General features: G+C 69.5%; 10 protein-coding genes. 4 read left to right on the forward strand and 6 right to left on the reverse strand.

Annotation, left to right across the window (positions count from 1 at the left end; translation table 11 throughout):
* Positions 1–121 precede the first annotated feature (121 nt).
* Positions 122–1165: a mannose-1-phosphate guanylyltransferase gene (locus tag RYH79_RS02180; protein WP_370895783.1), complete on the reverse strand. Its 1044-nt coding sequence runs from the start codon at positions 1163–1165 to the stop codon at positions 122–124.
* Between the two features lie 237 nt (positions 1166–1402).
* On the reverse strand, positions 1403–1954 hold the full coding sequence (locus RYH79_RS02185; protein ID WP_370895785.1) for a hypothetical protein: 552 nt from the start codon (positions 1952–1954) through the stop codon (positions 1403–1405).
* Between the two features lie 5 nt (positions 1955–1959).
* On the opposite strand from RYH79_RS02185, the gene RYH79_RS02190 reads away from it, so the two are divergent.
* Together RYH79_RS02190 and RYH79_RS02195 are read left to right on the forward strand one after the other, a co-directional pair.
* Positions 1960–2883: an ABC transporter ATP-binding protein gene (locus RYH79_RS02190; RefSeq protein WP_370895787.1), complete on the forward strand. Its 924-nt coding sequence runs from the start codon at positions 1960–1962 to the stop codon at positions 2881–2883.
* Positions 2880–3689: an ABC transporter permease subunit gene (locus RYH79_RS02195; RefSeq protein WP_370895789.1), complete on the forward strand. Its 810-nt coding sequence runs from the start codon at positions 2880–2882 to the stop codon at positions 3687–3689. Before RYH79_RS02190 ends, RYH79_RS02195 begins: the two co-directional genes overlap by 4 nt.
* 74 nt (positions 3690–3763) lie before the next feature.
* Here RYH79_RS02195 and RYH79_RS02200 read toward each other — a convergent pair whose 3' ends face one another.
* Positions 3764–4723 carry a DUF8155 domain-containing protein gene (locus tag RYH79_RS02200; protein WP_489753344.1) on the reverse strand — a complete coding sequence of 320 codons (960 nt, stop codon included), beginning with the start codon at positions 4721–4723 and terminating at the stop codon, positions 3764–3766.
* Positions 4724–4838: 115 nt separating this feature from the next.
* Here RYH79_RS02200 and RYH79_RS02205 point away from each other — a divergent pair, with 115 nt between their 5' ends.
* Positions 4839–5471, forward strand: coding sequence for a lipoate--protein ligase family protein (locus tag RYH79_RS02205; protein WP_370900736.1), 633 nt, complete (start codon positions 4839–4841; stop codon positions 5469–5471).
* Positions 5472–5506: 35 nt separating this feature from the next.
* Here the strand turns inward: RYH79_RS02205 and RYH79_RS02210 are convergent, their stop codons facing one another.
* Both RYH79_RS02210 and RYH79_RS02215 read right to left on the reverse strand, forming a co-directional pair.
* Entirely contained in the window at positions 5507–5947 is a 441-nt protein-coding gene (locus tag RYH79_RS02210) for a hypothetical protein (RefSeq protein ID WP_370895791.1), read from the reverse strand.
* A complete protein-coding gene (locus RYH79_RS02215) occupies positions 5944–8373 on the reverse strand; it encodes a penicillin acylase family protein (protein ID WP_370895793.1) in 2430 nt (809 codons plus the stop codon). The genes RYH79_RS02210 and RYH79_RS02215 overlap by 4 nt, the downstream gene beginning before the upstream one ends.
* Positions 8374–8471: 98 nt before the next feature.
* On the opposite strand from RYH79_RS02215, the gene RYH79_RS02220 reads away from it, so the two are divergent.
* Positions 8472–10256, forward strand: a complete 1785-nt coding sequence (locus tag RYH79_RS02220; RefSeq protein WP_370895795.1) for a rhomboid family intramembrane serine protease — start codon at positions 8472–8474, stop codon at positions 10254–10256.
* 5 nt (positions 10257–10261) lie between these two features.
* On the opposite strand, the gene RYH79_RS02225 is transcribed toward RYH79_RS02220, so the two are convergent.
* The gene (locus tag RYH79_RS02225; RefSeq protein WP_370895797.1) at positions 10262–11578 is read right to left on the reverse strand and encodes a DUF7096 domain-containing protein; all 1317 of its coding nucleotides are present in this window, start codon (positions 11576–11578) and stop codon (positions 10262–10264) included.
* Between the last annotated feature and the right edge of the window lie 108 nt (positions 11579–11686).

Here is an 11686-nt window from a genome sequence, read left to right on the forward strand (position 1 = left end):
CAGGGAGCGGAGCGACCGAGGAGCGCAGTCGGCTGGGGGGACTGTAGGTCCGGCCCAGCGGGGGTTCCGAGGTGTTCGTGGTCCCGTGCCCACCCGAGTCGAGCGAGCTAACGACGAGTACTCAGAACAACCCGTCGGACCGCAACGACTCGACGACCTCCCGGACTCGCTGCGCCTCGTCTCTCGGCACCACGAGCACACGGTCGTCCCAGGCGACGACACAGAGGTCGTCGACGCCGACGAGCGAGACGTGGCTGTCGGCGTCGGCGACGACGACGTTGTCGGTCGCGTCGACAGTCACTGCCTCCCCGACACGGGCGTTCCCGTCCTCGTCGGCCCCCACGACACGCTCCACCGCGTCCCAGGCGCCGAGATCGTCCCAGTCGAAGGAGACGGGGACGACGGCGGCTTCCTCGGCACGCTCCATCACGGCGTGGTCGACGCTGACGGCCGAGACGGCCTCGAAGGCACCCGCCGGGTCACCCTCGTCCAGACGAGAGAGCATCGGCGCGAGCGGTGAGTCGCCGACGGCCCTCCGGAGTGCGGTCGGCGTCCAGGCGAAGATTCCGGCGTTCCAGCGGTGGCCCGCGGCGACGTACTCGCGGGCCGTGGCGTCGTCTGGCTTCTCGTGGAACGCAGCCAGTTCGTGGTAGCCGTCGCGTCCCGGTCCGAGTTCGAGGTAGCCGTAGCCGGTCTCCGGGCGGGTGGGGGCGACGCCGAACGTGACGAGTCGATCGGTGTCGCCGGCGACGCGGGCGCCGTCGGCGACGGCGTCCGCGAACGCCGCCGGGTCGGGGACGTGGTGGTCGGCGGGCAGCGTGACGACGACCGGCTCCGGGCCGTCGGCCGGCACGGGGAGCTCGCCGGCGGCGTGCAGTCGGGCGACCTGGTGGGTGGCGAACACGGTCGCGGGCCCGGTGTCTTTGGCCGCGGGCTCGACGAGCACGTCCGCCGTCGGCGCGCGCTCGCGGACGGCGTCGGCGAACCCCTCGCGGGTGGCGACGACCGTGGCGTCGGCGAACGCCGTGCGCTCCAGCGTTCGCGCGAGCAACGACCGGTCGCCGGCCAACGGGAGGAACTGCTTCGGGCGGTCCGACCGAGCGGCGGGGTAGAGTCGTGTCCCGGTGCCGCCGGCGAGCACCACCGCGACGATTGGCCGATTCATGTGTGTCGCCCCCGAGTCAGAGCTACCGGGGTAAAAGCTCCCGGTGATGTAATCATAAGTCAGTAAATATAGAACAGCTATCACCCTATCTCGCAACCGAAACTGATAATAATTTGCTGGCAAACCAGCCATCCGATGACGCGTGACTCGTCATCAGACATCGGCAGGAGAACCGTACTCAAGAGCGCAGCAGTGTCTGCGGGTGTCGCCGGGCTCGGCTCGGCGGCAACTGCCAAGTCAGGGTCGCCCCCGAGCGAGGCGCAGCGAGAGGAACTCGTCCGTGACTACCGCGATCCGGCGGTCGCACGACAGGCTGTCAACGAGCAGACAGACCTCCTCCGCGAACTGCGCGCAGACGGTGTGCTTCCGGAGGCCAGGGTCGATGACCTGGACACGCTCACGGAGCCGTCTGCCGGCGTCGGAGAGGCTGTCACGGTAGAGTCGTTCAACGAGAAGCACGTTCCGGTCGTCAAGGTGTTCAGACGGGTCGACGCGGGCTATCTCTCGATCTCCGTCTACCCAGAACAGGACACGGCACATGCCGTTCTCAATCCTGTCGAAGACGGAGAGCCGCTCGGGGAAGACGACCTCGTGGCCTACGGAGAAACGCCCAAGCCAATGGGGTGCTGGTCTCCGGGAGAGTGTCAGGACTGTGACTGTTCGAGGAACTGTTGCCGGCGGGACCCGACCACTGGAGACTGTCTTCAGTACTGCAAGCAGTGTGACTGTAGCTGCGTCTGCTGTGGCTGTGATCCGGTGAACTGTCCTGGCTACTGCTAGCTCGTTCAACTTCTATGCCTGCTATATATTTAAATAGTCTGTCAAAAAAGATTAATAGTGTAAAAATTTTAAAAGATATAAGCTTCGAAATCGACGAAGGAGAGGTGTTCGGCTTTCTCGGCCCGAACGGGGCGGGCAAGTCGACGACGATCAGTATTCTCCTCGGACTCATCAGACCGACAAGTGGCGTCGCAACCGTGTTGGGTCACGATGTCGAGACGGAACGAGACGAGATCCACTCACAGGTCGGTGTCCTACCAGATGGAGTGGCACCGTTCACCGGGCTCAGTGGCACGCAACACGTCGAGTTTGCCGCTCGTGCACACGGCGTCTCGGTCGACCCGGCTGAACTGCTCGACTACACTGGACTCGACCCCGCGGACCACGACCGCCCAGTCGAGAACTACTCGACCGGAATGCGTCAGCGTCTGTGGCTAGCGATGGCACTGGTCGGCGATCCGGAGTTGATCGTTCTCGACGAGCCCATGACTGGGCTTGACCCGAACGGAGTACGGGAAGTACGTGAGATCGTTGGCAACCTCGCCAGCGATGGACACACAGTGTTCTTTTCGAGTCATCGACTCGGTGAAGTGCAGACGGTGTGTGATCGTGTCGGCGTCCTGTACGACGGTCAAGTTCGACGGATTGCAGATGTCGACGAACTCGGCGGCTCAGAGATTGGGAGTCTTTATACAGTCCGTTTCGAGATACCGACACCCAACGAGCGGCTGTTTGCCGACATCCGATCCCGTGAGGATGTCCGCCGCGCCGAGTACGACGGAGAGTGGTTGCGTGTTGAGTCCGCCAGCCCGACTGAAAAGGTCGAAGTCACCGAGACAGTCCTCTCAGAGACAAGCGTGTCGAACATCGTCGCGGAACAGTCGTCACTCGAGTCTCTCTTCGCACGGGAGACTGATAGCACGGAGGTCGACCAATGAGTCTCTCTGCGTACCTCTGGCGTGACCTGCTGGAGGTACGCCACTCACGCGTTGGGAGTTCAACGGCCGCAGTCTTTGTTCTTCTCGCTGGGGGGTTCGTCGCCGTGTTCGGAGTTACTGGCTCCATCACGCCAGTGTACGCGGTGTTGTTCTTCGCAAGTCCGTTTCTGTTCCCGGCTGTAGGGCTGTTGACCACCGCTCTGTCATTGGCGCGGCACAGGGAGTCGGGCTCGATACGAGTGCTACTCACGGTGCCGGGACGTCGCCGCACGGCTGTCGTAGCGACGTTCCTCTCGCGCGCAGTAGTCGTCACCGCCGGCTTCCTCCTGATTGCGGCTGCCGTCGCCGGTATCGAACTGATCGGTAGTGTGAACAGACAGTTTGGCCTCGGTCTCGTCTCACTGTCCTGGCTTCTCACGCTCTCTGGTGTCGGCGTGGGTACGCTCATCTCGACGATTGCAACGAGCCAGCGACAGGCTCTGTTTGCCGCAGTCGCGTACTACGTGATCGTCGTCGTCTGGTGGTGCGTGTTCTTCCCACAGTCGCCGGACCGTGTCGTTCAGCTGCTCGTGGGCGAGGCGCTCGGTCCTGCAACGACCCAGCCGCTCATGATGGTGAGCCCCGCGAACGCCTACCTCGTGTTGTTCCAGCTACTCGGCTCGGACGGAGGGTTCGTGGCTACCATCGGATCACTGTTCGGAACGCCGATCCCAGATCCGCTCCCAGGGCTAGCAGTTCTGGTATGCTGGACTACTGTTCCGGTCGTCGTCGCTGCGGGCTGGCTGGAGCGGTCGGAAGTGTACTGAGATTCCAGCCCGTCTCCGTCGAAACGAGCGCCTCGAAGTTCACTACGGAGTGATTGCCACTCATATCGCGTCTCTCACCCCAGCCGCAACGGCTCCGCGACGGGATCGACGGCGACGGACACCCGCTCGCCGACCGCGAACGACGGCTCGCCGGCGGACGGCCGCGAGACGAGCTTCACCCCGAACCCGGACTCTCGGGAGGCGAACAGGGAGATACCGGTGATTCGCTCGCCGTCGACCGTCACCGCGACGTCGTCCCACGTCACCGTCCGGCCGCGCGCGGTGCCGACACGGGTGCCGAGCAACGACAGGGTGGATGCCTGCCCGTCCGCTCCAGCCGGGGCACGGTCCAGCCGCCCGCCGCCGGTGTAGTGCGGGAGCCCGCCGTCCAACGGGACGCCGTCGTCGCTCGCCAGCGAGACGAACGAGACGGGCTCCGGCCCGGGGTCGGGGTGGGCCGGCGCGTTTAAAACGGCGTACGTCTCGCCGGCGTCGACCACCCGACCGGTGCCGTCCCACCCGACCCCGCGGACTGGGCAGTCGACGGCCAGCGGGAGCGACCCGGTCGCGCGGTAGGGGTTACGGTCGGGCGCTCGGAACTCCAGGTGGACGTGGTTGTCGACCCACTGGCCGAAGAACCCCGAGCGGACCATCCCGCCCAGGGGGTCGCCGACCGCGACGGTCTCGCCGGCCTCGACGCAGGGCTCGACGTGGAGGACCCGCGCGACGGCGTCGCCGGTGTCGATCAGGATCAGGTGGTCGTGGTCGGCGGCGTACGGTCGGTCCGGACACCCCACCGTCCGGGTGTCCAGCACCTCGCCGGCGACGGGGGAGACGCCGACGTTCGTCTCCGGGTAGAGGTCGATCCCGTGACCGGTGTCGTGTGCGGGGTACGGGGAGTTGTACAACGAGAAGCGTCGGTAGCGTCGCAGCGTCGCCGCCGGGAGAGAGACAGGGTCGGGGTTCGACTCGGAAGCGGAGCCGGAGTCGGAGCCGGAGGTAGTGTCCGAGTCGGAGTCGGGGTCGGATTGCACACGCCGACTCCGTGTCGCAACCGCTTAGCCGCGGCGGAACGGAGCCGACGGCGTGACCGTCCTCTACCGTGGCCGCCGTGCGACACGCGAGACGGACCGCGCGGCGACACGCGCGATGGTCGACCGCGCCGGCGACACCGGCGAGCCGGCGGTCCGAGTGTGGCTCCCCGGCCAGCAGCTGGCGTTCGGCCGACGGGACACCCGTGCCGACGGCTACGACCGCGCCCGTCGGGCGGCCGCGGACCACGACTTCCCACCCGTCGAGCGGTCCGTCGGCGGCCGGGCGGTGGCGTACGCCGACACGACGCTGGCGTTCGCCCACGCCGTCCCCACCGACGACTCCCGCACCGGATTAGACGACCGCTACGAGACGGCGGTGACGACAGTCGTCGACGCCCTCTCGGACTCCGGTGCCGACGTGACCCGCGGTGAGCCCGCCGACGCCTACTGCCCCGGCGACTACTCCGTCCGGGCGACCGACGGCGGGAAGCTGGCCGGGATCGCACAGCGGGTCCGCAAGGGGGCCGCGCTCGTCGCCGGCAGCGTCACGGTCGCCGACAGAGAATCGATCCGGGCAGTGTTGACGGACGTGTACGACGCGCTCGGGGTGGCGTTCGACCCCGAGACGGTCGGCAGCGTCGCCGCCGCCGGCGGCCCGGCCGACCCGACGCCCGTCCGTCGGGCGTTGGAGCGGGCGCTCGCGGGCGAGAGTCCGACGCTGCGTGACGTGACGGCGTTAGAGGTGTGACCCGACGGCACAGAGCGAGGTCGTCCCGTCGCGCTTCACACCACCACCCGCACGAGCCCGCCGACGACACCGGCCGCCAGCGGCGCGGCGACGCTGACGGCGAACACCTGGGTCATGGCGGTCGCGGCCGACAGCGTCGCGGCCCCCGCGGCGGCCAGCAGCCCGACGTTGACGGCGACGACGACGGCGCCGAAGCCGACGCCGGCGGCGACTCCGCGGCCGGGCGACCGTTGTAGAGTGGCGACCAGCGCGGCGCCGACGACGAGCCCGAGCCAGTGAACCCACGCCAGCCCCAGCCCGACGGCGACGGCCGCGAGCGTGACCCCCCACCGCCGCCGTCGGTCACCCCGGACGGCCGCGAGCGGCGACGCCGCCGCCGACTCGCCCGCAACCGCGGCGGACTCGTCTTCTGCGACCGGGTCGGCGCCGCCGTCGGGTGCGACGTCGTCTCGCCCGCCCGTCACGTCGTCGCTCACTGTCCACCTCCGGCGAACCGGACGGTCACGTCGCCGCGGTGTTCCCGGTCCATCCGCTTGTACTCGCCGTCGGCCCACATCTGGAGTTGGTCGCTGTAGTGAGCCGAGAACGGCGAGCCGTCGTTGCCGCCCGGCAGGACACAGTGTGACTCGCGGTCGTCCATCGGACACACCTGTCGCCAACTGCTGCCGGCGTTCGCAGACTCGTGTACGTTGAACAACGTCGCCGCCGACCCGTCCGTCGGGAACGTCGGGTAGTTGAGCCCGCCTCGGTCGAACGGGTGGGTGACCGTCGTCGCCTGGTAGTCGCCGTACGTCTCCCACCCCTCCGTCTGTATCTCCTCGTGGGCCGCCCGGACTGCGGTCTCGACGGCGGCAGTGCGGCCGTCCGGGAACCACCGCGAGTCCGGCGGGAGCCCGGCCAACACCCAGTCGCTGGGGGCGTACTCCGCGGGGTCGCGGCGGTCGTCCAGTCGCTCGGCCAACGCCCCGACGACGACCTCGCGGTAGTGGTCGAGGAAACGGACGAACACGAGCGCCGCCCGAGAGTCCCGTTCGACGGCGCCGTCCCACTCCGTCAGGCTGTCGACGGTCGACTGGAGTTCCGCCGGGAGTCGGTCGCGCTCGTCGGCCAGGACGGACTGGAACCGTCTGGCGCGGTCGGACACGACGTCACTCTGGAGGTCACGCAGGTCCGCGGGCGTCACGTCGCCGCGGTCGACGAGCGCGTCGAGTCGCTCCCAGAGCCGGCGCCCCCGGAACGGGTCGCTGTACGACTCCGCGAAGTAGTGGGAGTACGCGTCGTCGTCGACGATGCGTTGGTTGGCGGTGCCGACGTAGTCGGGGTTGCGGACGTGTGGCATCTCCGCGAACGGGATGGTGCCAGACCAGTCGGACTCCCCGAACGGGGTGTAGCCGGGCCACTCCCCCTCGCGGGCGGAGCCGTCGAACACGCGGTCGCCACGGACGGGCTCGCCGTCCGTCCGGCGGATCGGCACCTTCCCAGTGACGCGGTACAACACCTCGCCGTCGCGGTCGGCGTACACACAACACTGGGTCGGCTCGTCGAAGCGTTCGAGCGCGGTCGTCACGTCGTCGACGCCGGTCGAGCGGTTGAGATCCCGCACGGCGAGCGTGGTGTCCGTCGCCGACAGTCCGGTCCAGGCGACCCCGACGGCGTCGCGTAACTCGTCGCCGTCGCTCTCGCGGTCGACGACGACCCCGTGGACGGACCGCCGGACGGTGACTGTCCGGTCGTCGCCGTCGGCGACGGGGATCGTCTCCTCGCGGGCGTCGAACGCGCGCCACTCGTCGCCGTAGCGGTACTCCGTCCCGTCTGCGCGGGTGTCGTACTCGTAGCAGTCGATCACGTCGGCGTTGGCGTTCGTGAACCCCCAGGCGCCGTGGTCGTTCTCGCCGATGACGACCGGCGGCACCCCCGGGAACGTCACCCCACGGACGCGGTAGTCGGGCGTCGACAGGGTCTGTTCGTACCACACCGGCGGCGCCATCAGCGTCAGGTGGGGGTCGTTCGCAACGAGCGCCGACCCCGAAGCCGTGTGCTCGCCCCCGACCGCCCAGGAGTTCGACCCGACCCACGGCGGCGGCTCCTGGTCGGCGAGCGTGGCGGTCAGCGCCGGGTCCGTCGCGGTCGGCTCCCAGTCGTCGGACGGGGCGCTCGCCGTCGGATCGCCGTCGGCGTCGGACGGGGAGAACCCCTCGGTCGCCCCCTCGTGACCCAGGATGTCGGCGTCGTGGTCGAGTCGCTGCGGCAGCAGTTCCCGGGCGGCCGCGGCGTCGACCTCGGCCGCGAGCGTCTCTCGGCGGAGTGTCCGGAAGCTCCCCGTCAGCCCCCAGGCGATCTGTTTCTCCGCGAGCATCACGTCGGTCGGTGTCCACGGCGCCGGCTCGGCGCCCAGCAGCTGGAACTCCACGGGTAGGGGGTGGTCCCCACGGGCACGATTCACCCCCTCGCAGTACGCCTCGACGAGCGGGCCGACCGCCGTCCCCTCGACTCGGTCCCAGGTCGCGGCCGCGGCGCCGGCGAAGTCCATCTGGCGGTGGAAGCGGTCGCTGTCGACGGTCGCCGAGCCGACGACGGCCGACAGCTGTCCGCGCATCTGGCGTCGTTGGAGGTCCATCTGGAACAACCGGTCGCGCCCCTGGGCGTAGCCGGCCGCGAAGTACGCCGCCGCCTCGGTGTCCCCCTCGATCCGGGCGACACCGTGGTCGTCGTAGCGGAGCTCCGCGGCCCCGTGGGGGGAGTCCACCTCCCCGGGCGTCTCCGCGCGCGCCGTCCGCCACACTCCGCCAGACAACGGCGCGAACCCCTCCAGGTACCCTCTGACGGGGCCGAGGAAGCCGCCGGCCGTCGCGCCGGCCGCCACGGCACCGACCAGTCCACGCCGTGTGAGATCACTGTCCATACGACCCCGGCGTCGTCCCCGGCTCATAAAACCAGACCACAGACGGCGACACGCCGCCGACCACGCGATTCATTAGCACGGCCCGGTACGGTCCGGACATGTCCGTCGTCGGCCAGACGTTCCCGCCGTTGGCACAACGGGCGGGGCTCGTCGCCGCGGTTCTGCTCGCGCTCGTCGTCGGGGTGACACTCCAACGCCGGAGCGGTCACAGACCGGTCGCGGCCCTCCGGCGCCGACTCCTCTTGGGTGTACCGTGGGGGACGCTCGTCTCCGTCGGAGTCGTCCTCGCGGTGTACCTGTTCCTCCAGGGAGGGTGGAGCCACTGGCGGAACCCGTTGGTCGTGCCGTTCCGGGCGTGGTCGTACCTCTCGCCGCTGGGAATCGCCGCCGCCGGGTTCAGCCACGCCGGCCCGGGCCACCTGATCGGCAACCTCGTCGGGACGGTCACGCTCGCGCCGCTCGTCGAGTACGCGTGGGGCCACTTCCCGGAGGGACGCGGCGATCACGTCTTCGGACGGTACACGACGAACCCGTACGTCCGGGCGTTCCTGTTGTTCCCCGCGGCGGTCGTCGCCGTCGGCGTCACGACGGCGGCGTTCGCGCTGGGACCGGTCGTGGGCTTCTCCGGTGTCGTGTTCGCGTTCGCGGGGTTCGCGCTCGTCTACTACCCGTTGTCGACGGTGGCGGCGCTGACGGCTGCCGACGCCGTCCGGCTGGCGTACCGAGCGTTCCAACGGCCGTCGCTGACCGCCTCCGGTCGGCCGGCGTTCATCACGCCGTGGTGGGCGGACGTGGCGATCCAGGGCCACGCGCTCGGGATGCTCGGAGGGATCGTGCTCGCGGGCTGGCTGGCCCAGCGACGCGGGGCGTCGCTGCCGACGCCCGGGCGACTGCTCGTCGGGGCGACGCTCGTCGCCGTCGGCCAGAACCTCTGGGCCGTCTACTGGTTCCTCGGCGGCGGCGAGTACGTCCTGTTCCGGGCGGTCGGGCTGTCGCTCGTGGCCGTGCTCGCCGTGCTCGTCGCCGCCGTCGCCGCCGACGGCGCCTCCACGGCGACGCTCGACGCAGGGGTGCGTGCGGACGGCGGGAGTGACACCGGCGGTGGTAGTAGTGGTAGTGACGCCGGTGGCGGGAGCGACACCGGCGGCCCCAGTGACATCGGAGGAGACCCCAGTGGCGACGGGAGCTCCCTGCTGCGCCCGGCGGCGGTGTTCGTCCTGTTGCTCGTGGTCGCCGTGCTCGCGGGCGCGGCGGTGCCGACGAACCTGATCGCCGTCGGGGACGAGGAACTGCCGGGCGATCCGATCGAGGTGCGAGGCTACACCGTCACCTACGCCGAGGACGTGTCCAACGGGATGGTGTCCGTCGTCGACGTGTCGGCGTTCGGGCTCACGACCGACGTGAACTCCTCCGGAGTGATCGTCCGCAGTCCGCGCCGGAACGTCTGGTCGACGGCCGTCTCCAAGGGACGGCTCGGCTTCGCCGGCCAACGGTCCGTCGTCGTCGGCGGCGTCGGCTGGCGAGCGGAGGTGACCGCGGTCCGCCGAGGGTTCGACACGGTCGGTGGCCCCACCGCGTACCGGGTCACCGTCGGCCACGACGGCACCGAGCGGCTGGCGTTCCAGTCGGAGCCGGCGCGGGCGGAGCCGCGAGTGGCCGGCTGGAACGTCTCCGTCGTCCCCGCCGAGACCAAGTTCAGACTCCGTCTGTCTCGGGGTAACGAGACCGTCTCGACGGCGGTGCCGTCGGGCAACCAGACCGTGACCGCCGGCGGTGTGCGGTTCGTCCGCGACGGCCGGGCCGTCTTCGCGGTCGTCGGCGACGACGAGAGCGTGACTCGTGTCAGGGTCGCGGCCAAGGAGACGTACCGAAACTCGGGGTAGCCGAGCTACCTGCGCCGCGCCTGTGCGACGGTCGTCGCCGCCGCCGGATCCGTGACGACGATCACGACGCGGGAACTGTCCGTCTCGTCGGCGGTGATCGTGTACCCCTGTGGGCTACCGCCCGGTCCGAGGGTCCAAAGGACTCCACTGTCCCCAGTCACGCCGGCCTGATCTAAGTTCGGCTGGCCGATGGGGCTGACGGAGACGCTCGTGTTCACCGGCTCGCCGGTCTGTGCGTCGGTCACGGCCACCCGCAGCGGGCCGCCGGGGTACGTCCGATTCACCTGCATCACGAGCCCGTTCAGCTGGCGGCTGACCCCCGGACCGGACGGGTACGCCTCCAGAGAGAGCCGTTGGACCTCTCTGAACACGCGACGGTTCTCGCCTCGGACGTGTGAGTCCAGCGTCCCGCCGGGGTGAGTGACGCTCAACACGAACGATCCGTTCGATCCAGTGCCGCTGGTCCGGTTGCGCACCGCCCAGATCTCCGGGTACGCCTCTGCCGTCGCCGTCGTCGCCTCCGTGACGGAGAGGCCGCGTCCCCCCGAACTCCACAGGAACCCACGGTACACCTCACGCACGTACGTGTCGTTCACGATCGTCGTCAGTGTCACGCCGCGGTCGGTCGTCGCCACGAACACGCGGCCGTCGTGGACCCGGCCCTCGACGGCACCGGCGACACGCTCTCGGACCGGTCCCTGGAACCGCCGGAGTCCGGATCGGAGTCGGGTGACGTTGTCGACCAAGGGGCTCCCCGAGGGGAACGTCGCCCGGCTGGCGTTCTGCAACAGGACGGCGCGGCGTTCGAGGAGTCTCGCCGTCCGGTCGATTCGAGCGAGTTCCACGAGCAACTTCCGTGCGTCCGTCTCTCCGTCGTTGTACGCCCGGATCGCGGCCGACTGGCGGTCGTCGAGCGTGGTCGACCGAGCGGCCAGGCGACCGACGCCCCGTCTGAGCAGTTCTCGCCGTTCTTCGCCGTCGTCGGTCGTCTCCAGCTTCGTGGCGAGAGCGTCAGTCCCGATCCGAGTGGCGGCGGCGTCTGCGCCGATTTCGGTCGCACCGCCGGCGTCCACCGTGACAGCCGTGACGTTCGTCGCGTCGACGGCCGGCCCCGGCAGTGTCAACACGCGAGAGACGTTGGGACCAGTCCCGTTGTGCACCGTAGCACGGTCGGTCTGTGCGGCCGCTCCCACGACACGGTCGGCTCGCGTGGCGGTGTCGGTCCCCATCTCGGCAGGGGTCGTCGTGGCCGGCACCGCGGCGGCGCCGTGGACGCTCGCGACCACGAGGAGGGCGGTCAGGAGGGCAGCGACGAGTCGCATCGGCGAGACGTTCCGCAGCCTGCTACATAAATGCGGCTGGAACCACGCGGCCTGGTTTGTGCCTCTGGCTCGGGGATAGAAAGGGTTTTGCCGGGTCGGAGTCACCGG

The organism is Halobaculum sp. MBLA0143 (assembly GCF_041361465.1).
Lineage (GTDB): Archaea > Halobacteriota > Halobacteria > Halobacteriales > Haloferacaceae > JAHENP01.